The following is a 21,557-nucleotide window of genomic DNA, read 5'->3' as shown; positions in this document are numbered from 1 at the left end:
AAGCATCGGCGTCCCTTATGGCCTCCTACCCCGCGTCGCCCCGGGATGCGTTCCTGCAACTCCGTTCCCTGTCCGAGCAGCTCTCGGTGCCCGAGCGCCGTCCCCATGCGCTCGCCGAGCTGCGTGAGCTGGCCGCGCTCGCCCGTGACAAGCCCGAGGGCGCACCCCTGCGGCTCACCTCGGTGGTGGTGGTGGTGGGCGCCTCCCAGGTGCGGCTGGAGCTGCTGCTGCTGCCCACCATCTTCGCTCCCGAGTCCTGGGCCTATACCTTCCTGGAAGGGCTGCTGAAGGTTCCCCTGGACGAGTACGCCGGCAAGCGCCTGGTGGAGGTGGGGGCGGGCTCGGGGTGGATCTGCATCGCGCTGGCCCGGCTCACCCGGCTGGCGCACGTCCTCGGCGTGGACCTCAATCCTCAGTCGGCGCCGGTGGCGTGGTGCAATGCGTGGCTCAACGGGGACGAGGAGCTGGTGTCCCGGCTGTCCTTCGGTGAGAGCGACCTGCTGCGCCAGGTGCCCGAGTCCGAGCCATGGGACTTCATCGTGGGCTGCATTCCGCAGGTGCTGCGCGGCGAGGGCCTGCCGGCCGAGGTGTCCCAGGCCGACGAGCAGAGCCTCTACGACCTGTCCAACTACTGCGCCATCCAGAACGTCTACGAGGACCACTTCGGGCTGGGGCTCATCGCGCGGCTGCTGGACGAGGCCCCGGAGCGGCTGGCGCCGGATGGGCGGCTGCTGCTCAACCTCGCGGGGAGGCCGGGACGCGCCATCATCGAGCGCATGTTCACCCGGCGGGGTTTCACCACCCGGGTCCGCGTGGCGCGGCGGGTGATGCAGGCGGCGGACACGGACATCCGCCCGCTGGTGGCGCTGGAGCAGCGCACGGGCCGCGAGTTCGAGTTCTTCATGGATGCCCACAGCCCCGAGCCCCTGCGTGCGGCCACGGCGCTCGGGTGGCTCGCCGCGGGCCATCCCATCTGGCACGAGGTGGCGGTATGGGAGTCGAGGCTCGCCCTGCCTCGTGAGACGCTCGCGCTGCGCGCCGCCCTGAGGGCGTTGGGCCGTCCCGGGTTGCAGGAGGAGATGGACCTGGCGAGCGCTTCCCCGGAGCAGCTCGGCTTCGTGGCCGGCCTGGCCGAGCGTCTGGCCCGCTCGCCCTTCCTCCCGTACGCGCATGAGTCCGGAGACCTCGGCTTGCGCCAGCTCGTGGCGCGCTACCTCGGGCGCTTCTTCGACCTGCGGCTCTCGGAGGAGGAGATCTTCATCGCGCCCGAGCGCGAGCAGGCCGTGTACTCGCTGCTGCTGGCCACCTGTGACGAGGGCGACGGGGTGATGGTGTCGCGCAACCTGCACGCCGTCTACGCGCGGGTGCTGGACAAGGCGGGGGTGCGCGTCACCGTCACCCACAACACGCTGGGGGAGATCAAACGGCTGCTGAGCGCCTTCGACGTGAAGGTGCTGCTGCTGTCGGTGGAGCCCGAGGAGCGCGCCAGCATGGCGGAGCTGCGGGACATCCTCCAGGAGGCGGAGCGGCGCGGCATCCTGGTGGTGCTCGACGAGAGCCTCTTCTTCAACATCACCGCCGAAGTGGAGCCGCGCACGCTCTTCGAGTTCCTCGCCCGCGAGGCGCGCACCTCGAACCTGGTGGTGCTGTACGGGCTCATCAAGAACGCCGTCTTCCCGGACTGGGAGCTGACGCTGCTGTTGCCGGTGCCCGCGACGCTCCGGGGAGACCTGGAGGTGGCGGCGGAGGTGACGTACTCGCGCATCAGCACGCTGCTGGAGTGGTTCTACGAGCGCACCTTCGCGGAGCTGCTCACCTTCAGCATCGCCTTCGCGGCACCGGAGCCCCCGCCCGCGCGGCCGACGCCGAAGGTGCCGCTGCCGCGCTCCAGGCGCATCGCCCGGCTGGCGGGCCTCCCGGCCTTCGCGCCCAAGGTGTTCCACGAGGACGATCCGGAGCTCGTCCGGCTGGACTACGGGGAGAACGAGTACCCGTTGCCCCTTCCGTTGATGGAGGGGTTGGTGGCGGCGTGCGCGGCGCCGAGGGACTCGGGGACGCAGCACGGCCTGGCCGATTCGGTGGCCGCCTTCCTGCTGGAGACGCGGGGCGTGCGCTACGCGCCGGAGGAGCTCACGCTCGCGCCGGGCGTGTGGCCGCTGGTGCACCACCTGGGAGTGGCGCTGCGCCGGTTGCTGGGACGTGCGCCGCGCGTCTTCGTGGCCACGCCCTGTTACGGGGTGCTGCCTCCCGCGTGGGTGGCCGCCGGGGCCGAGGTGGAGCTGGCACCGCTCTCCTCCCTCCAGGCTCAGCGGGGGCGGAACGCGCCGGATGTGGTGGTCGTCTCGCAGCCCTCGAATCCCTCCGGGCACTACCTTTCCCACGAGGAGCTGGTGGAGCTGGCCGCCTACGTGGTGGAGCAGCGCTGCCTGCTCGTCTCGGATGAGATCTTCGGCCTGGTGAACCTCACCAACCCGACGGCGGAGACAGTGCACGCCCCGGTGGGCCTGGAAGCGACGGTGCCGGGCATCGACGAGCGCACGGTGCTGCTCGGGGGACTGTCCAAGGAGTTCGCGGCGGGAGGCCTGCGGGTGGGGTGGATGGCGGTGCGCGACAGGGCGCTGGCGGCGGCGGTCCACGAGAGCGCTCCGGGTGTGTTGCACCTGGCCACGGCCCGGGCGGCCTCGCGCCTTTACGCGGCGTATGCGCGCAGTCCGGAGGGGAAGCTGCTCTACCCGGAGCGGCACCGCGCGCTGCGCGAGTTCCTCGTGCGCATGCGCAGGGACCTGGCGGAGAAGCGGGCGCTCATCGCCGAGGCGCTACCCGAGGACGGGCGGGCCGAGACGGTGGAGGCCGGGGGCCTCTTCCTGGCGCCTCGGGTGACGTCCTGGCTGGGACGGGAGGTGGGCGGCGAGCGGCTCACCGTGGAGAACCTGCCCGCCGTGGTGTACGCGCACACGCACGTGGTGCTCAACGGCGGGAACTGGTGTGGAGACCCCGCGCGGGTGCGCGTGGTCTTCTCCATTCCTCGCGAGAAACTGCTGAAGGCCCGGGAGCGGTTGATGGCCTTCTCGAAGGCGCTCCGCCAGGGGTGACTCCACCCGGGCGGCTCGCCTCTCCGTCAGTAGCCGACGTAGCCACTGCCCTTGTTGAGACCCTGGATGCCGGGCACGTTGGACACCGAGCCGTAACGCGCGATGGAGTAGCGAACGCCCGCGATGATGTTGTCCACCGGGTTGCGGATGTTGTCGTGGCCCGGGAGCTTGTACGCGTCGAACGTCGGCTGGATGGTCTGCATCAGGCCGATGGACGGGTGGCCCGCGGCGGCGTTGTAGTCCCAGTTGTTCTGCGCGTTCGGATCGCCGCTGGACTCGTGCTGGATGATGCGGGCGATGTCCTGGGGGTTCATCTTGTCGGCCGGCACGCCCGCGGCGCTCAGCTTCTGCATGGCCTCCTTGATCCAATCCCCCACCTGGCCCTTGGGGACGTCGCCCACGGGAGCGCTCTTCTGGGTGCCCTGGGTGGGGGCGCCACCGTCGAGGTTGACGCCCTTGCCCTTGCCGCCAGACGCGGCGACGAAATCATCCTTGCCGCCCGGGATCTTGAGCTTGTCGCCCGCGAAGATGAGGTTGGGGTCCTTGATCTGCTTGTTGGCCTTCGTCAGCGCGTCGACAGTGGTGTGGTTGCGCTGCGCGATGCTGCTCAGCGTGTCCCCGGACTTGATGCGGTAGTCGCTCATGTGCAGATCCCTCGGAGTGGCGGATGCTCGATGTGGGGAGTGCAGAGCAGGATGTGTGCCATGCACCGATCGCTCCCGGTGGGCCCGCAAGTCCTCGATTCCACGAGGCTCCGCGCCGGCCTCCCGCTGTCCCGGGTGACGGCTGTCACCCCTTCGGGCCGGGCGTCCCTGGTGACTGCTGTCACCCCCTGATGACTGCTGTCACCACCCCCTGTTTCGTGTCCGGAGTGCCTGGGCCCCACTGCCCGGGCCATGACGGTTGGCCTGGAGAGTGTTCATCCGCGGAAGTTCTCTCCGTCCACGGGGTGACGTCTGGAGTCCTGGCTCTTTCCGATTCCATGGATTCCGGGTATCCGGGACTGTCAGTTGTCAGGGCCGGAAGCCCGGCGCCACGCGCCGTGGGGGGACATATGGCGAACCTGAGGAACCTGCCGCGTCATGCATGGGGTGACCTGCAGTCGAGACTGCGCCACCTGCCGCTGATGGGGACGTTGCGCAACCTGCTCGTGGACAAACCCCCGGAGCTGTCGAGCCCGGTGCCTCGGGACTCGGGGTTGGTGGACGCCGAGCGGGTGGAGGCCTACCAGCGCGCCATCGAGCGCTACGTGAAGCCCGGCCAGGTGGTGGTGGACGTGGGGACGGGCAGCGGCCTTCGGGCCTTCCTCGCGGCCAGGCGCGGCCCGAGCAGGCTGTACGCGGTGGATGCCTCGCGCAACCTGGACACGGCCCGCTGGGTGGCACGCCGCAACGGGCTGTCGGACATCGAGTTCGTCCGCGCGGACAGCTCGCGCTTCCAGCCGCCGGAGAAGGTGGACGTGCTGCTGCACGAGCAGGTGGGAGACGCGCTCTTCGACGCGGGGCTGGTGCCGAAGCTGTTGAACCTGAGGGACCGCATCCTGGCTCCCGGGGGCCGCATCCTGCCCAACCGCTTCGAGGTCTTCTTCGAGCCGGTGCAATTGCGCGAGGAGGCTCGCCTGCCCTTCATCTGGAACCAGCGCCTGCCCGACGTGGACTTCAGCTGCCTGCAGATGCTGCGGGACACGCTGAGCCCCGCGTACTTCACGCGCTTCATCCGGCCTCAAGACGTGGAGCGGCTGCTGTGCGACCCGGAGCCTGCCTTCGCGCTCGACCTGGAGACGCTGCGCACGGGCTCGCTGCCGCAGCGCCTGAGGCTGGAGCGGCCGGCGGTGCGCGAGGGACGCGTGGACGGCCTGTGCCTCTTCTTCCGGGCCCGCTTCGACTCCGAGCTGTCCTTCGACACCTTCCCCGAGCGCCGCCAGTCCCGGACGCCGGTGCTCCTGCTGAGGATGGATCCCCGGGATTTTGCCCGCTACGAGACGATCGGCGTGGAGCTGTCGTTGCCGGAACTGTCGGACGTCACCACATGGCGGTGGAGCTTCGTGTGAGGGTATCCGTCTGCGTGTCTCCAGCTCCGTCGTGCTCCTCCTGCTGCTGACTGCGTCCGCTGGAGCACAATCCCCCGAGGCCCCGCAGGTCTCGGGCAAGCCCCGCACCCTGGCCGGCCGGTGTGGCTCGACCAACTGGGTGTGCGTGTCCCAGTGCATCGATGTGACGTGCGTGGACCAGTGCCTGGCCGAGGGGTGCGAGCAAGCGCTGAAGGCGCTCGAGCAGTGCGCCGCGAGCTCCGGCTGCGGTCCGGACGACTCGGTGTGCGTGGCGCGCGTCTGTGGCAAGCAATGCGACCGCACCTTCGAGCCCGCGCCGCCCAGCCCCGAGAAGGAGTCCAAGGATCCATGCGCGGAGGCCTCGGTGGGGGCGGGGACGGTGCCCAAGGAGGTGGTGGGCCGCTGGACGCTGGAGGCTGCGAGCATCCGGCCGGAGGAGAGGCCCCGGGTCGCCACTGACGAGGGCACGGACGTGAAGCCGCGCCCGGACTTCAAGCAGGCGTTGGTGGTGACGCCCGGGGGCTGCTTCCTGCTGCGCACGAAGCTGGAGGAAGCCACGCTGGGGCGAGGCAATGCCCTGGAGATCCGCTCCTGGGGCGCCTTCCAGGTGGACGAGAAGAAGGGCACGGTGGAGTTGCGGACGAAGTCCGGGCAGGCGGTGGGGCCGGTGTGTGGCAAGCCCCGCGTCATCGGCCTGTCGAAGGGGAAGTTCCAGCAGCCCGTGTACAAGTACGACGTGGAGGGAGACACTCTCACGCTGACGTCCCAGGCGCCCTCCAAGCAGACGTTCCAATTCAGCCGTCAGACGAAGGAACAGCCCGAGTAGACCTATGTCCGAGCGGATGCACCATGCCGACGCCGCGTGGCTCCAGATGGAGGAACCCACGAGCCTCATGGTCATCACGGCGGTGCTCTGGTTCGACGAGCCCGTGGACTGGGAGCGGCTGAAGGAAGTGGTGCGCGAGCGGCTGGTGGAGCGCTACCCGCGCTTCCGGCAGCGGGTGGTGCCGGGAGGGTTGTTGGGGACAGCGCGCTGGGAGGATGCTCCGGACTTCCGCCTGGAGGACCACCTGCGGCGCACGAAGCTGCGGGCACCCGGAGGCCATGCCGAGCTGGAGCGGTGGGTGGGCGAGTCCATGAGCACGCCCCTGGAGTTCTCACGGCCCCTGTGGGAGCTGCACGTCATCCAGGGCTACGAGGCCGGGTGCGCGCTGCTGATGCGCGTGCACCACTGCATCGCGGATGGAATCTCGCTGGCGCGGGTGCTGCTGTCGCTGACGGACGAGCGCGCGGCCGGTGGCGGGATGGCCACGGACTTCGAGGAAGCGGGAGAGGCCTCGGGGACGTTGGACCGGCTGCTGCGGGGAGCGCGGACGGTGGTGGGCTCGACGCGGGCGGCATGGAAGCGGGGCGCGCAACTGCTGGCCGAGCCCATCCAGCTCATGGACCTGGCGGTGGAGGGGGCGCGGGGCGCCTCGGCGCTGAGCCGGGTGCTGACGCTGATGAATGACCCGCCGTCGCCCTTCAAGGGACAGCTCGGACGGGAGAAGCGGGTGGCCTGGTCGAGGCCGGTGCCGGTGGGGAAGGTGAGGGAGATAGGCCACGGCACCGGGAGCACGGTGAACGACGTGGTGATGGCGGTGGTGGCGGGGATGCTGCGCCGCTACGTGGCGGCGAGGGGCCAGCCGCCGGAGGACCTGAGGGCGGTGGTGCCGGTGAACCTGCGCTCGCTGAGGGAGCCCATTCCGAGAGAGCTGGGCAACCGGTTCGGGGTGGTGTTCCTGCCCCTGCCACTGGGGGTGGAGGACCCGGTGGCGCGGCTGTGGGAGCTGAAGCGGCGGATGGACAGCCTGAAGCGCTCGCCGGAGGCGGCGGTGGTGTTCGGGATGTTGTCGGCGGCGGGGATGGCGCCAGCGCCGGTGGAGCGGATGGCGGTGGAGGTGATGCGGAAGAAGGCGTCGCTGGTGCTGACGAACGTACCGGGGCCGAAGCGGCAGGTGTACCTGGCGGGGGCGAGGCTGTCGGGAGTGATGTTCTGGGTGCCGATGGCGGCGCGGTTGGGACTGGGCCTGAGCATCTTCAGCTACGCGGGCCACGTGACGCTGGGCGTGGCGGCGGATGAGGGCCTGGTGCCGGAGCCGCGCGAGCTCATCGAGGACTTCGAGGCGGAGCTCGACTCCCTGGCCGAAGCCGTCAGGGAGTCGGGACATTCCCTTCCGTTGCACTGATCCCTCGCCCTCCGGGTTGAACCCTTCGGGGCCCGGTCTGGTGCGCACCTCGGAGAGCAGGCGCGACGCGGGCCTCACTCACAAACGCGGGTCCGTGTGTCTTCTTTGAGAGAACCCTCGCAACGGGGGACGACGTCATGGAACTCGAGCCGCGTGGAGACAATGCGAGCCTTTGCCTTGTTCGACTGCAGGGCGACTTGTCCCATGCTGTGGGTGTCCGGGTGATGTAACCCCTGATGCCTGTCTGCTCGGTGGCTGTCCGAACCATTCCACCTCGCCACATCAGCCCTCAACCCATTCGCGCGGCGCCTGGCTGGCACCAGCCCCTGGTGCGCCATGTGCCAACCCTCTCCACACAAGGAGGGCGCCATGACCGACGTCTATACACAGCTCGTGAGAGCTCTCGCATCCCGGAGGACGAGGAGCACCACGGTGGCCCTCCTCGTCGCTGGCGCGCTCGTCATCCACGCGGCACCACCCGAATACCTTCCCACGGCGGTCGTGGGTGGCTCGCTCGGATTCGCCCTCGTGTTCACCTGGCTGTTCTTCCACAGCGGCATCTCGCGGCTTCCTCCGAGGCATCGAGGCCCCCTGCTCCTCGGGGTGCTCGTGATGCTGAGCCTGCTGCTGCTCGCGCAGGTCTACGCCGTGCTGGCCCTGGCCGGCGAGGTGCTCCAGACACAGGCCTTGCAATCCCGGTCTGCCCGGTGGAGCACGGGAGGGGCGCAACCCGAGGAGGCGGTGTTCACCGGCCGCGCTTCTTCTGGGAGTCATTGAAGGCGCGCGGGGCCTTCTTCGTGTCCTGCCTCGCGCGGGCCTGGGCCTGGGGCTCGTACTGGCGCTCCAGGCGGGCCACTTCCCGGGCGAGCTTGTGGAAGTTCTCCAGCCGCTCCGGGGCGAGCCGCCCGTCCTGGGCGGCCTGCCGGACGGCGCAGCCAGGCTCCTTCTCGTGGCGGCAGTCGTTGAAGCGGCATCGGGCTGCCAGCTCCTCGATGTCCGTGAAGGCGGTGCGCACGCCTTCCTCGTTCTCCATCAACCCGAGCTCGCGCATGCCCGGCGTGTCGATGACGAGGCCTCCCTGCGGCAGCACGAACAGCTCGCGGTGGGTGGTGGTGTGCCGGCCCTTGTCGTCCTCGCGCACCTCGCCCACCACCATGCGCGCGGCGCCCACCAGGCGGTTGATGAGTGTGGACTTGCCCACGCCCGACGAGCCGATGAGCGCCACGGTGCGGTTGCCCCCGATGTACTGCCAGAGCGCGTCCAGGCCCTCGCCGGTGACGCTGCTGACCACGTGGAGGGGAACTTCCGGGGCCAGCTGGACGATGTTGTCGCGGGCCGCCACTACGTCCTCGCAGAGGTCAGCCTTGGTGAGGACCAGCACGGGCTGGGCGCCGCTGTCCCAGGCGAGCGCCAGGTAGCGCTCGAGCCGCCGCGGGTTCAGGTCACGCGTCAGCGCGGAGACGAGGAAGACGGAGTCCACGTTGGCGGCCACCACCTGCTCCTCGTCAGCGCGGCCGGCCGCCTTGCGGGCGAGCTGGGTGCGCCGGGGGAGCACGGCCTGGATGACGGAGGTGCCTTCCTGGAGGCGAGGCTCGAAGGAGACCCAGTCCCCGACCACCGGGCGCACGGACTCTCCCTTGCGGATGGCCATGCGCAGCCGGCCCGGCACGGTGGCCCGCAGGTCTCCGCGCGCCGAATACAGCACGTACTCCACGCCATAGTCGGCGGCGATGCGCGCCGGTTCCTCTCCCTCGCTCGCGCGGGAACCCCAGGCCTCCTGGAAGGGGGGCCCCCAGCCGAGCTTCTCCAAGGCGTGCTCTTCAATGGTCATGCGGCGCACAGACTATGCCCATCCTCCAGGGCTCGGGGGAGGTGAATCGCGAGCCTCCAGGGAAGGGGTGCGCTCGTTCCGCTCCTCGTCCTCCGCCGCGTCCGATGGCGTGGCGGGGTGCTCAGGGCAGCAGGGGTTGGTGCCTGCCCGATATCTCGGAGGCTCCCGGTTCTCCGGGGAAACGTTTCCGGGCGTCGGGCCAGAGAACCTGCAGGAGGGGGAAATTGAGCCCCTTGTAGAAGGCGATCGCGTACCCGACATGCTCCTTGTAGCTCTGGGGGGCCTTCACTTCCCGGAGGAGCAGCTCGTAGCCCTCGGCCAGGATGTCTCCGAGCTTCTGTCCGGGCCGGAGCCTCCGGCCCTTCTTCACGAGCCTGGCGCAGTCGTTGAGCACCACGTGCATGTCTTCCAGCGACATCCCGAAGAGGATCAACTCCGGGTGCTCGTATTGGTGGAAGAGCCCGATGGTATAGGCAAACGCGGGCTCGGCCTCGCTCTTCCCTTCGGGGATGAGTTGGACGGACCACCCGGTCTCCTCGATGTGCCGCGCGATGCGCTCATCGGCCTCGTCGATGAGCTTCCAGGGGTGGGAGGTGCTCTGCCGCTCCGCCCGATGATGGTGGTGCAGGCCCGCCAGCGAGTTCAGGGACGGGTCGCGCGCCACGACGTCCGCGAGGCACAGCAGGACGCCTTCGCTCGGATCGTGGATGCGGCCGCAGAGGAACTGCCAGTCCCCTTCGCGATCGTGCGTCACGTAGAGGATGGGCGCTCCCTCCTTGACGTGAGAACAGGAGTAGACGCCCGTACGGGGCTCCTCCTTGAAGGCGAAACCGCTGGAACGGGAGTGGTTTCTCACACCAGCCCGTGCTCCTCGAGCTTGTTGTAGAGGGTGCGCCGGCTGATGCCGAGCAGGCGCGCGGCGAGGGTGCGGTTGTCCCCGGCCCGCTTCAGGGCGTCCACCAGGGCCTGCCGCTCCATCTCCTTGCGCTGTGACTCCAGGGTGCGCCCCTCGCTATTGGTGCCGCCCGCCGCTGGCATGGCCGGGGTGCTCGGGGAGGGGCTCGCGGGCGCGGGGGCTGGAGCCATGGGGACGATGCCCGGCTGCCGGGCGACCTCGCGGCTCACCTCGTCACCGGTGAGGATGGTCCCGTCGGAGAGCACCACCAGGCGCTCGATGAAGTTCTGCAACTGGCGCACGTTGCCGGGCCACGGCTGGGCCCGCAGGGCGGCGAGCCCGTCCGGCGTCAGGGTGAACGGCGGCCTGCCGTTGGCCTTCGCGTGCACGTCCAGGAAGTGCAGCACGAGCGGCTCGATGTCCTCGGGCCGGGCGCGCAGCGGGGGCAGCCACACCGGCACCACGTTGAGCCGGTAGAAGAGGTCCTCGCGGAACTCGCTCTTGTGCACCATGTCCTCGAGGTTGCGGTGCGTGGCCGCCACGAAGCGCACGTCCACCTTCAGCGTCTGCGTGCCACCGAGCCGCTCGAACTCACGCTCCTGCAACAGCCGCAGCAGCTTCACCTGCACCTGCGGGGTGATGTCGCCGATCTCGTCCAGGAAGAGGGTGCCGCCGTTGGCCAGCTCCACGCGGCCGGGCTTGCGCGTGGCCGCGCCGGTGAAGGCGCCCTTCTCATAGCCGAACAGCTCGCTCTCCAGGAGCGTGTCCGGCAGGGCCGCGCAGTGCAGCTTCACGAAGGGGCCGGTGCGCCGGGGGCTGGCGTCGTGCACCGCCTTGGCGGCCAGCTCCTTGCCCGTCCCGGACTCGCCGCGCAGCAGCACCGTGGCCGTGCCCGTGGCCGCCCGTTCCAGCAGGGCCTGCACCTCGGCCATGGCGGTGCTGCGGCCCACGAAGGAACTGGCCTCCTTCACCAGGGGGCGAGCTCCCTCCTGCTGCTGCTGCGCGCGCAGGAGCGCTTTGCGGATGCTGAAGAGGATCTCCTCCCGGTCGAACGGCTTGAGGGCGAAGTCCGCGGCGCCCGCCTTCATGGCCTCCACGGCCAGCGGCACGGTGCCGTGCGCGGTGAGGAGGATGACGGGCACGTCCGGCCAGGAGCGCCCCACCTCGGTGAGCAGCTCCATGCCGCTCATGCCGGGCATGCGCACGTCGCTCACCACCACGTCGATGGGTTTGCGGCCGAGCAGGGCGAGCGCCTCCTGTCCCTGGGCCGCCGTGTGCACGGTGAGCCCCGCCTGGCCCAGCAGCGCGCCGAGTACCTTGGCCACGGCAGGGTCGTCATCCACCAGCAACACGCTTCCCTTCAGCAACTCGGCCACGGTGCTTCGTCTCCTGGTACAGGGCGTATCCTTCCGATGCTACCGCGCCGGTCGGGGCTTCGTCAGCGCCACCTCCACCAGGACGCTCCGGGCGTGGCGTTACTCCTCCTCGTTGCTCCCGGATTCCTGCTCCAGGTGGTCCTGGCCCGTCACCATCCGGGCCTCGTCCGCGAAGCCGCAGGCGCCCTGGTCGAGGAGCACGGGCTTGTCCTCCGAGAGCTTGAGACGGCCCTTCTCGATGGAGGCCCGGACCTTCTTCCTCCAGCCCTTGAAGAAGTCCCCGCCGGGGTCGCACCGGGGGTCTGCGTATTTCAACTGGGAGACGAGGTGCCCCTCTTCACTCGTGAAGGACTCGAGGGTGGTGGCGTCGCTCGGGCCGTCCTGGACCTCGGAATCCACCAGCCGCCGCTTCTTCCCCACCAGCAGGTAGAGCGTCTTGACGTCGTGGTAGGCCCGAGCGAAATCGCCCGCCTCCTCCCAGCTGTAGGTGAAGGCCAGTCCGATGAGGGTGCTCCCACCCTGCTCCAGACGCTCGGTCCGGTGCAGGCTCCAGCGGACCGGTTCGTCGGCGCTGTCGTTGGCGACGCTCTCCAGCTCGGGACACCCGAGCGCGGGTGTCTTCTCCTCCGCGGGGTACTTCACGGTTCGTGTATAGACATCGGGGTAGATGGCCTGGAGGACACCCAGGGGCTCGGAGACCTCGTCCTTCGGACAGACCCCCAGGGCCACGACGAAGAACCCGGGCTTCAGCCCCTGGATCCTGGCGCTCTCCAGGACCTGGGGACTCAGCGGGAGGACGGTGTCGAGCACCTTCTGGTAGGCCGCCAGGTCCTGCTGCTGGCGCTCGGCTTCGTCCCGGGTCTTCCCGCCGGACCAGATGAGCATCTCGCCCTCGAGCTGTTTCGCTTCCTTCTTCACGGGCTCGGGGGGCTTCGCTGGCCCGGCTCCCGCCAGGCCGCCCGAGAGGACGAGGCTCATTCCCACCACGGCTCCGACAACGTGCGTGTTTCGTGGCACCGGACACCTCCCGATGGGGAACGCTACACCGGGCCCTCGACGACCGGACACCCCGCACCCGGCATATGGGGCAGCGCCCAGGGGTTCTCTCAGGAGGAGCGTGCGTCATGAACAGGCTCTCTCGGATTCTCGCGGTACTCGTGGCTGCCGGTGCGCTCGGGTGGATGGGGCTGGCGGGGAGGATGGGACAGGCGGCGCCCGAGGACTCAGGACGCCCACTCGCGAAGGCGACGTTCGCGGGAGGCTGCTTCTGGAGCATGGAGTCCGCCTTCGACAAGGTGGAGGGCGTGGTGTCCACCACGTCGGGCTACACGGGAGGCCAGAAGGAGAACCCCACCTACGAGGAGGTCTCGGCCGGCGGCACGGGCCACGTCGAGGCCGTCGAGGTGGCGTACGACCCGGCGAAGGTCAGCTACGCGCGGTTGCTGGACGCCTTCTGGCACAACGTGGACCCGCTCGACGCGGACGGACAGTTCTGCGACCACGGCAGCCAGTACCGCTCGGCCATCTTCGCGCGCGACGAGGAGCAGCGGAGGCTCGCGGAGGAGTCGAAGCGGAAGCTGGAGGAGTCGGGTCGATTCAAGCAGCCCATCGTCACCGCGATCCTCCCCGCCCAGGCGTTCTACCCGGCCGAGGCGTACCACCAGGACTATGCCCGCAAGAACCCACTCAAGTACCAGGCATACCGGTACGCCTGTGGCAGGGATGCGCGCCTGCATGAGTTGTGGGGCGAGGAGGCGGAGAAGTAGGGCGCTCGCGAGTCAGAGGTGCTCCATCCACCGGGAGGGGAGCAGCGTCTGGCCATAGACGAGCACCGATAGCACCCAGAGGAGCACCACCCGGACGTCGCGCACCACGGGCACCCGCTCAGGGCGAGCGCTCAACACCGGCAGCGCCAGCCACATCAGCAGGGAGAGCACATGCCAGGGTTGGGTCTGGTAGATGCGGGTGCTCATCCACGCCACCCAGCCGGTCAGCGCCAGGTCCATCCAGGCCCGCGCGTAGAAGAGCGCCGCGGCGGCCATGCCGCTCGTGAGCAGCACGTGCCATATGGCCGGCCTCTCCGGACGCTGCAAGACATTGGTGAGCGGGAACCGGGTGAGCCACGGCCAGGTGAGCCAGAAGGTATAGAGACTCGCTCCCCCGAGTACGGTGATGGCCCCCAGCGCGAGCCATTGCCGCGCACCCCAGGGCCGTTGCTTCCAATCCCTTGCGGCGAGGTACAGCGCGTAGAGCGCCAGCGGCGCGAAGAAGTAGGCGCGGTAGTGGATGAAGGCCGCGGCGCAGTAGCACACCAGCGCCGCCAGTCCCCGCCGCTGGAAGAGGAAGTGGCCACAGAGCGCGAGCGGAGCGAGCAGTGCCACGTCGTAGAAACCCTCGAGCGCCCAGTGGATGGACTCGCTGTAGAGCAGCAGCCCACCGAGCAGCCCGAGCGCCGATGGCTGGCCGCGCCCCGCCAGCAGCCAGCACAGCAGGAAGAAGAAGCCGACGTGGGCATACAGCAGATAGCTCAGGTCCAGCAGCCGGGTGGCGCTGGAGAACGAGAGGGACGTGAAGTGGTAGGCGAGCGCCGTGGGTGCCGCGAGCACGAGCGCCCCCGGAGGGTAGGGGCGTGGCAGGCGCGGCCAGTTGAGCACGAGCGGCTTGTCGAGCGGCCCACCCGGTCTCACGAAGAGGTCGATGCCGGGCTTCACGTGGGGCCGGAGGTCATCGGGCAGTTGCCGCAGTTCCTCGGTGCTGTAGCGCCTCATGAGCTGACCGGCGGGCTGGCTCCACAGGCGGGTGCCGCACTCGCCGAGCAGCAGCGCGGCGCTCATGTGCGAGACCTGATCCGAGAAATACCCGGTCAGTCCTCCGTAGAGGGGCCTGTAGTCGCTCGCGAGCGTCCAGCTTCCCCACCCGATGAAGGAGAGCACGACGAGCAGCAGCGCCCGCGCAGCCGGCCTCTGGCACACTCCCTTCATGCTGCCACTCCTCCTCAGCCTGCTGCTCGCGCAGAACACCCGGGCCGCCGACACCGCGGCCTTGTGCACCCATCGCTGGCCGGACCAGACCTCGCCCTTCGCTCGTGACACCACCACCTGCCGGGAGTGGTGGTTGACCGTTGCCTATGAGGGACTGGTGACCGAGGACAGCCTCACGATGGATCCACCCGCGACCCAGCCTCAGGGCGAGCAGGTCTCCACGGCTCGACTGAAACGCGCCGCGGAGCACGTGCGCAAGGCCTGTGGCCAGAAGTGTACCGACCGGGACAATCGCGCCATCGAATACTTCGAGAATGAGATCCGCTTCCGTCTGAACCTGATCGACCCACGTCTCCTGGAGGACATCAGTCCCCTCATGGAAAAGGTGCTGGCGGGTCAGCCCCTTCGGGGCAAGGCCGCAGGTCCTTCCTTCCTGGACAACCTCGGCCCGTTGTCCTACCGCAAGCTGCGCAATGGCGTGTTCGCCCGCCACGGACGCGTCTTCAAGGACCCGGACCTGAACGAGCTGTTCTATGGCTCGCCCCGGCCCGAGGACTGGACCCGGGCCCACCTCCCCACCCTGAAGCAGAACCCCCAGTACACCGACGCCCTCCTCACCAGCGAGGACAAGGCCAACCTCGCCACGCTTCAGGCGCTGGAGAAGCGCAAGCGGGACTGATCAGTCGGGCTCGTTCCCCGCGGGAATGGCGATCGCGTGGCGCTCGAGCAGCCTCCGCAGTTGCGTGCGGTGCATGCCGAGCGCTCGCGCCGTGGCGGCCACGTTGCCGCCCTGCTGCCGCAAGGCCTCCTCGATGCGGGCACGCTCGTCCGAGTCGATGGGCCTGGCCCGCGAGGGGGTCTCCCTCGGTGGCGTCCGCTCCTCGGGCGCGGGCGGAGCATGCGCGGCGGTGCTGAACGCGGTGCCGGCGTTCGGGCTCAGATGACGGGCCTCCACACGCTGGGCTCCCTGCATGAGCGCCGCCTGGACGGCACTGCGCGTCTCCACCAGGAGCTCGCGGACGTTGCCCGGCCAGGGCCGCAGCAGACACGCCTCCACCAGGGAGATGTGCAACCCCAGCTCGGGAGCCACCTGCTGCACCTCGCGCTGGATGAGCAGCGCGAGCTCCTCGGGGCGCTGGCGCAGGGGCGGCAGCGTCACCTCCGGCCGGCCGATGCGGAAGTACAGGTCCTCGCGCAGCTTTCCGCCCGCCACCAGCCCGCGCAGGTCCTTGTTGCTCGCCGAGCAGATGAGGATGTCCACCACCTTCGGCTTCGCCGCTCCCAGGGAGAGCACCTCCTTGGTTTCGAGCGCCCGCAGCAGCTTGGCCTGGACCGACAAGTCCAGCTCCACCACCTCGTCGAGGAACAGCGTGCCGCCGTCCGCCGCCTGGAGGTAGCCCTGGGCATCGGCCTCGGCGCCCGAGTAGGCACCGCGCTTGGCTCCGAACAGCAGGCGCTCGGCGATGGTCTGCGGAATGGCCGCGCAGTTGACCGCCACGAAGGGCCCCGTGCTCCGGGGACCGTTCTCGTGGAACGCACGTGCCACGCCCTCCTTGCCCGTACCGCTCTCCCCATGGATGTGCAGGGGGAAGCCGAGCCGGGCCGCACGCGAGACCTCTTCGAGCAACGCCTGGACGGCAGGGCCGCGCACGAAGCCACTGCGCGTCACGACTCCGAGCTGCTCGAGCGGATTCACGTCCGCGCACGGGACGAAGAGCGAGTCCCCCATGCGGATGACCCGCTGCACCTCGCGGGGCGTCTCGGCGGGGATGGGCTCTCCATCCACGAAGGTGCCATTCTGGCTGCCCAGGTCGGTGACCTGGAAGCGCCGCCCGTCGAAGTGGATGCGGGCATGACGGCGTGACATCCGGGGGTCCTGTGCTTCGCCCAACGCGGGGGAGCCTCGTCCGAGCTCCAGCTCGCCGCCGCGCAGCGGCAGGGCCACCGCCATCGCCTTCCCCGGGGCGAACAGGCGCATCAGTCCCGGCACGCGCTCCACGCCGGAGGCGTCCTTGCCGCGGATACCACTGGGTTTCAGGGTCGACCCGTCCTGTTCCATGGGCGGGCATTATAGGCGGGCACTCCTGGCACAGCCTGCTGTGTCAGCAGCTGTGTCAGCAGCTGTGTCAGCAGCTGTGTCAGCAGCTGTGTCATTGTGTCACGCCGTGGGCCCGGGGTTTGTCGCCTCATGACCTCGCCGCGAGCCAGGTGCCCGGATTCCTTGGTGCTCCTCCTCCTTTGACCCGCTGGCATGACGTTGGCTATGCCAGCCGACAAACAGTGAGCGCGGCGATAGGGGCAACAGGGCTGGGAAGGGCCGGACAGCACTCGCCGCCAAGGGGGATGCGCGAAGTGGAAACGATCAGGAATCACGGAGTGCACGGCCGCGAGAGCACGCTGCGGATGTTCGCGTGGCTTTTCGCTGTGGCGATGGTGGTGGCGGCTAACGGGTGTGCCGGGTGCGGGCAGGGGATTCGGGAGCCCCTCCCGGAGGACTCCACCCCCGGCTCGGGGACGAGCGAGCTCTTGTCCAACGGGGGTTGTCCCAAGGGGTCCAAGTGCGGCATCGATAAAGCCCTGCTGGCCAGCATCTGCCCCTCGGGGAACTGCGACACGGGGGGCACTGGAAATGCCAAGGGCATCTACGCCGCCACGGGCGGCAACTATTGCTTCAAGGCCGGTAACACGGCCTTCTTCTGCCCGGAAGCCTTCGTCACCATCGAGAAGGGGCTCTTCCTCGAGGGCCACTACCTCGACGACCCCAGCAACAGGACCCAGAGGCCGGTCCATGCCAGGTTCGAGGGCAGTTCCACGTCCGTCTATGTGTATGCCATTCACGGCGACGGTACGCGGCTCACCATCAAGTACCGGGTGAATGGGCAGGACTACTCCCTGACGGGGGCCGAGGTGAGCAAGCTGATTCTCCAGGTCCCTGGCCTGTCGCCGGGAGGGTCGTCGGGCGTCAGCTACGAGCTCCAGTTCTTCCCAGTGCAGACGGAGAAGACCGCGAAGGATGGCGTGTCCCGGTACGAGCTCCGCTACCGGAACACCACCTTGCCCGACGTACCGGCGAACTGGTCCAGGCACTGTGAGGCGAATGACGAGAAGGCGGATGCCTTCGTCGTCTCCTTCCTCGAGGGGCAGCGGGTCAATAGCGTGAGCGCCAGCGTCACGGATGACGCGACCGTGACCACCATGGCCTGTGAGTCGGGCTCCATCGTCACGTGTCTGGCCTGGGGCTACACGCCCTGGGATGTCTCGACAGGCCAGCGGGACGTGACTCGCGACTATGTCTACCGTTCCTGCCTGCAGGCGAAGCGCGCCGCCTATTTCGTCGGCGCAAGTGACTTCAAGAGCTACACGAAGAAGGGAACGCTGATCCTCAAGAGGGACCAGTATGGCTACGGCTTCGAGCAGGACACGATCCCTCGTGTCGAGGCGATCTGGGGCCCGCAGGGCGCGGTGTGCTTCAACCCGGAGAACCGGCGCCGCCCGGATGCGGAGGCCTGGGCGGGGCAGGATCCCAACAACCTGAACACCCATGGGGTCCCCCCATGCTCGCCCGCGGATTGGAGCCTGCAGGGGAAGTTCGCCACCGGTCCGGCGGAGAAGCAGCAGGAGCCCTCAAAGCCCTGAGCCGTCCGGTCCAGGCCGGGAGTACAGGGCCTCCGCCTCGCGGATCGGCGCTTCGTACTCCCGCCGCAGCAGCGGGTTGAGCTCGAGGCCTCGCGCGAGCTCGGCCCGGGCCTGGCGGAGGATGTCGAGGCGCTCCGCCGCTTCGCGCATCGTCCGCGCCCGGTTCAGGAGCAGCGCCCCGCGCAGGGCATGGGCGTGCGCCAGGTTCGGGTCGAGCCGGAGCGCTAGGTCCACCTGCGCCAGGCCCTCGGTGATGGAGGATGGCGCCTTGCCCGGCTGCGCTTCCGCCAGCCGCCAGTGGACCCGCGCCAGCTGCTGGTGGGTCTCGTAATAGGGATACATCTCCAAGGCGCGCCGGGCCTCCGCGAGCGCTTTTTGGAGGAACGGCAGCTCCGGGCGTCCCCGCCGCTTCGCCCATGCCGCCTCCGCCAGGGCCAGCCGCGAGCTGGTGAGCCGGCACTCGACCCAACCGGGGTCATGACGGCTCGCCTCAGCCAGGGCCCGCCAGCCCGCTTCGAGCGCGGCCGTGGGCTCCCGGCCCTCCCGCATCGCGTGGTCCACCTCCAGGAGGTGGCCCATGGCACGGTAGAGAGGGGTCCGCCCGAAGGTGGGGTTGACGGCCGAGGAGCGCTCGAGGTGCTGGACCGCCTGCTCCAGCCGCGGGCGCGGGTCACCGCCGCTGTCGATGAGGTAGCTCGCGAGCGTCTGCTCCACGAGGGCTACCTGGTTCAGCGCCAGGACGAAGTTGCCGTCGATGGCGAGGGCCTGCTGGCCCGCTTGGAGCGCCTTGTCCACGTCCTCCTGGGGGTTGCGCCCGCGCGACAGGTCGTACGCGGCCCGCTGGCTGTACACGTCCGTCAGGTTGACGTGCGCGAAGAGGTAGGCCGGGTCGCTCCGCGCCGCCTGGCGCAGGTGGTGCTCGGCTTGCGCGTAGGCCGCGCGCGGATCCTCGCCGTGTTCCCACTGATAGTTGCCCTTCCAGAGGTAGACCTGCGCGAGGTCGTTGTGTCCCCACGGGTATTCGGGCTGGAGCTCCAGTGCCCGCGTCAACCAGGAGATGGCCTCGTCGTAGGCGGCGTTGGGCGGCGAGCCTTCTCCCGCCTGCAGCAGACCGCGGGTGAAGTGGCTGTAGCCCAGCATGTCATAGGCATACACATCACGCGGATCCAGCTTCACGGCCTGCATGGCGGTGGCGGTCCACTCGGCGAGGATCGGCTTCGGGTCCAGTCCGCCGTTCTCGAATCTCATCACCCGGTACCATTGCATCAGGACCTGGGCCTTCTTGGTGTACCCCGAGGCGCGCTGCGGGGCCGCGTGGAGGCCCTTGCCGACCGCCGTCAGCGCGCGTTCCAGCGAAGCCTTGCGTGATTTCCCCTGCCGCGAGTCGAGCACCGACTGTTGCAGCCACGCCTCCGCGAGGGACTCGTGGATGCGTGCATCGCTGCGTCCGGATTCGGCCGCCTGCTCATCCAGAGAGACAGCCGCTTCGAGGCCCGCACGCGCCTTGTCATACTCGCCCCGCTCCAGTTGCTCCATCGCGCGGGCGTAGGCCACGTCCCCGGCGAGCTTCTGGGCCTCGTACATCCAGGGCGCCTCGTCCACCGCCTGCGCCGCCCGTTGGGCCGCCACGTCGTACTGCCGGCGGTAGAAGGCGATGAGCCCTTCGAGGTAGCGCGGGGACTCCAGCTCGAGGCCCTGGCTGCGCTCGAGCGACTGGAGCGCGGGCTCGAGGTACTGCTTCTCCAGCACCCGCTGGCGCTCGGCGACCCAGGCCTTGTCACCGCTGTGCCGCGCGTCCTCCATGGCCCGGTGGTACAGCTCGCCGAGTACCCGGCCGCGAGCGTAGTGCAGCTCGGGAGAGTCGATGCCCTTCTCCCGGGCGTGCGTCAGCTCTTGGTGGGCGAGCTCGAACTCGTGCATCGCCAGGTAGCCGCGGCCCAGGGCGTAGTGCACGAGCCCCTCGCCATGGTCTCCCAGCTCATGGTGTTGCGTGGCGATCCGCGCCATGCGCTCGCGGACGAGCTGCTGCTCGCGGCTGGTGTCGTGCAGGGGCAGGGTGTAGGCCGCGCGCAGGAACCATTCGATCTCCTTGACCTGCTGTCCGAGCTCCCCGGCCAGCCGTGCGCGCTCCTCCGACTGTTGCCGCGTGTGCCGCGCTTCCAGCCAGGAGAGAGCACCGAAGGCCCCGACGACCCCGATGCTCGCCAGCGACACCGCCGAGACGGCCACCAGGGCCCGGTGCTTTCGAGCGCGCCGCTGGAGCCGGTACAGCAGGCTCGGGCGCTGTCCGAGGATGGGCTCGCCATCGATGTAGCGCCCGAGGTCCTCGGCCAGGGCCCGCGCGGACGGATAGCGCTGGTCCGGCTCCTTGTTCAGACACTTGAGTGCGATGGTGTCCAGGTCGCTCGGGAGGTGGGGCGCGTGCGAGCGCGGGGACGGCGGGTCCTCGTGGAGCACCTTCTGCAACGTGCCGGCGAGCGAGGTGTCGGAGAACGGTGTCACGCCGGTGAGCAGCTCGTAGAGCGTCGCGCCCAGGCTGTAGACATCCGAGCGGCGGTCGATGCTCCGCACATCCCCTCGGGCCTGTTCCGGCGCCATGTACGAGGGCGTGCCCATCAGCGCGCCCGTCTCGGTGAGGCCGTGCCCCTGGCCGATGTCGTACGCCAGGCCGAAGTCCATCACCACCGGGAAGCAGCGCCCGTCCTCGCCGCGCTCGACCATGATGTTGGAGGGCTTGAGGTCGCGGTGGATGACGCCGAGCCGGTGCGCCTCGTGGATGGCCTCGGCGACTTCCTTCATCACCTGCACCTTCTCGTGCAGGGACATGCCGGGAGCGGCCCGGTCGAGCGGCTGCCCTCCGATGAGCTGCATGGCGATGTAGGCTTTGCCGCTGACGTCGCCGACCTCGAAGACCTTGCACACGTGAGGGTGGTCGATGCGCGCCTGCGCTCGGGCTTCCTGGAGGAATCGCATGACGCGATCGGGGTCCGCCCCGCGGATGAACTTGAGCGCGACGACGCGGCCCAGCCGTCTGTCCCTCGCCTTGTAGACCTCGCCCATGCCGCCGCGGCCCAGCATCTCGAGGAACTCGTAGCGGTCCCAGTGGGGAACCGGGAAGGACTCTCGCGCACCCTCGGCGGGAGCGGGCGCTGGAGGGTTCGCGGCCTGGGGCTCCCGCTCGCCCGGGAGGGTGCGGTCCGCCATGGGCGCGGCGGTGGGCTCTGGCTCGAGGGTCGGCTCGAGGGTCCGCTCTTCCTTACCGGGGGTCGACATAGGGGCGGGTGGTGCGGAGGGAGGCTGGCACAGTGGCACGTGCCACCTTGTGCCTCAAGTGCCTCAAGTGCCGGGCGACCTGTGCCACGGCACCGGCACGCGCTGCCTGCCGGGTGACTCACCCTCCGGGCTGGTTTCCGAGGGGGAAACGCGTGACGGCGAAGTGCTCCGGAGGTGTGCCGGGCGCGAGTCCTC

The 21,557-nt window shown here is 69.4% G+C and carries 16 protein-coding genes; 8 read left to right on the top strand and 8 right to left on the bottom strand.

All coding sequences use genetic code 11. The annotated features are described in order from the left end of the window. Nucleotides 1–17: 17 nt before the first annotated feature. Nucleotides 18–3,092: an aminotransferase class I/II-fold pyridoxal phosphate-dependent enzyme gene (locus DAT35_RS21110; protein WP_108068875.1), complete on the top strand. Its 3,075-nt coding sequence runs from the start codon at nt 18–20 to the stop codon at nt 3,090–3,092. Nucleotides 3,093–3,118: 26 nt separating this feature from the next. Here DAT35_RS21110 and DAT35_RS60820 read toward each other — a convergent pair whose 3' ends face one another. Then, nucleotides 3,119–3,736 carry a LysM peptidoglycan-binding domain-containing protein gene (locus tag DAT35_RS60820; protein ID WP_108068874.1) on the bottom strand — a complete coding sequence of 206 codons (618 nt, stop codon included), beginning with the start codon at nt 3,734–3,736 and terminating at the stop codon, nt 3,119–3,121. Between the two features lie 410 nt (nt 3,737–4,146). On the opposite strand from DAT35_RS60820, the gene DAT35_RS21100 reads away from it, so the two are divergent. The 4 genes from DAT35_RS21100 to DAT35_RS21085 all read left to right on the top strand — a co-directional run bounded on the left by DAT35_RS21100 (nt 4,147) and on the right by DAT35_RS21085 (nt 8,147). Further along, nucleotides 4,147–5,142 (top strand): methyltransferase domain-containing protein, encoded by a 996-nt coding sequence (locus DAT35_RS21100; RefSeq protein WP_108068873.1) that lies wholly within the window; start codon nt 4,147–4,149, stop codon nt 5,140–5,142. A gap of 31 nt (nt 5,143–5,173) precedes the next feature. Beyond that, nucleotides 5,174–5,968, top strand: a complete 795-nt coding sequence (locus DAT35_RS21095; protein ID WP_233261609.1) for a hypothetical protein — start codon at nt 5,174–5,176, stop codon at nt 5,966–5,968. Nucleotides 5,969–5,972: 4 nt separating this feature from the next. After that, nucleotides 5,973–7,370 (top strand): wax ester/triacylglycerol synthase family O-acyltransferase, encoded by a 1,398-nt coding sequence (locus DAT35_RS21090; protein WP_108068872.1) that lies wholly within the window; start codon nt 5,973–5,975, stop codon nt 7,368–7,370. Between the two features lie 369 nt (nt 7,371–7,739). Next, a complete protein-coding gene (locus DAT35_RS21085; RefSeq protein ID WP_108068870.1) occupies nt 7,740–8,147 on the top strand; it encodes a hypothetical protein in 408 nt (135 codons plus the stop codon). Here DAT35_RS21085 and rsgA read toward each other — a convergent pair. The 4 genes from rsgA to DAT35_RS21065 all read right to left on the bottom strand — a co-directional run bounded on the left by rsgA (nt 8,116) and on the right by DAT35_RS21065 (nt 12,450). After that, nucleotides 8,116–9,201 (bottom strand): ribosome small subunit-dependent GTPase A, encoded by a 1,086-nt coding sequence (gene rsgA, locus DAT35_RS21080; protein ID WP_108068868.1) that lies wholly within the window; start codon nt 9,199–9,201, stop codon nt 8,116–8,118. The genes DAT35_RS21085 and rsgA overlap by 32 nt on opposite strands. Before the next feature lie 121 nt (nt 9,202–9,322). After that, complete coding sequence (locus tag DAT35_RS21075) at nt 9,323–10,057, bottom strand: DUF4262 domain-containing protein (protein ID WP_108068866.1); 735 nt, start codon at nt 10,055–10,057, stop codon at nt 9,323–9,325. After that, nucleotides 10,054–11,472 (bottom strand): sigma-54 dependent transcriptional regulator, encoded by a 1,419-nt coding sequence (locus tag DAT35_RS21070; protein ID WP_199242953.1) that lies wholly within the window; start codon nt 11,470–11,472, stop codon nt 10,054–10,056. The genes DAT35_RS21075 and DAT35_RS21070 overlap by 4 nt, the downstream gene beginning before the upstream one ends. Nucleotides 11,473–11,571: 99 nt before the next feature. Further along, entirely contained in the window at nt 11,572–12,450 is an 879-nt protein-coding gene (locus DAT35_RS21065) for a hypothetical protein (RefSeq protein ID WP_108068864.1), read from the bottom strand. A gap of 146 nt (nt 12,451–12,596) precedes the next feature. Between DAT35_RS21065 and msrA the strand changes: the two genes are divergently transcribed. Then, the gene (gene msrA / locus DAT35_RS21060) at nt 12,597–13,238 is read left to right on the top strand and encodes a peptide-methionine (S)-S-oxide reductase MsrA (RefSeq protein ID WP_108068863.1); all 642 of its coding nucleotides are present in this window, start codon (nt 12,597–12,599) and stop codon (nt 13,236–13,238) included. Nucleotides 13,239–13,250: 12 nt separating this feature from the next. On the opposite strand, the gene DAT35_RS21055 is transcribed toward msrA, so the two are convergent. Next, nucleotides 13,251–14,453: a hypothetical protein gene (locus tag DAT35_RS21055; RefSeq protein ID WP_108068861.1), complete on the bottom strand. Its 1,203-nt coding sequence runs from the start codon at nt 14,451–14,453 to the stop codon at nt 13,251–13,253. Between DAT35_RS21055 and DAT35_RS21050 the strand changes: the two genes are divergently transcribed. Next, the gene (locus DAT35_RS21050; RefSeq protein ID WP_158501811.1) at nt 14,452–15,132 is read left to right on the top strand and encodes a YARHG domain-containing protein; all 681 of its coding nucleotides are present in this window, start codon (nt 14,452–14,454) and stop codon (nt 15,130–15,132) included. The genes DAT35_RS21055 and DAT35_RS21050 overlap by 2 nt on opposite strands. On the opposite strand, the gene DAT35_RS21045 is transcribed toward DAT35_RS21050, so the two are convergent. Next, nucleotides 15,133–16,512, bottom strand: coding sequence for a sigma 54-interacting transcriptional regulator (locus tag DAT35_RS21045; protein ID WP_108068857.1), 1,380 nt, complete (start codon nt 16,510–16,512; stop codon nt 15,133–15,135). Nucleotides 16,513–16,805: 293 nt separating this feature from the next. Here DAT35_RS21045 and DAT35_RS21040 point away from each other — a divergent pair, with 293 nt between their 5' ends. Continuing rightward, nucleotides 16,806–18,089, top strand: a complete 1,284-nt coding sequence (locus DAT35_RS21040) for an ADYC domain-containing protein (RefSeq protein ID WP_146209813.1) — start codon at nt 16,806–16,808, stop codon at nt 18,087–18,089. Here the strand turns inward: DAT35_RS21040 and DAT35_RS21035 are convergent. Next, nucleotides 18,078–21,362, bottom strand: a complete 3,285-nt coding sequence (locus DAT35_RS21035) for a serine/threonine-protein kinase (RefSeq protein ID WP_233261608.1) — start codon at nt 21,360–21,362, stop codon at nt 18,078–18,080. The two genes, DAT35_RS21040 and DAT35_RS21035, sit on opposite strands and share 12 nt — an antisense overlap. Nucleotides 21,363–21,557: the final 195 nt, after the last annotated feature.

Source organism: Vitiosangium sp. GDMCC 1.1324, assembly GCF_003044305.1.
In the GTDB taxonomy this organism is placed as follows: domain Bacteria; phylum Myxococcota; class Myxococcia; order Myxococcales; family Myxococcaceae; genus Archangium.
This window is presented reverse-complemented; position numbering and strand designations above follow the sequence as displayed.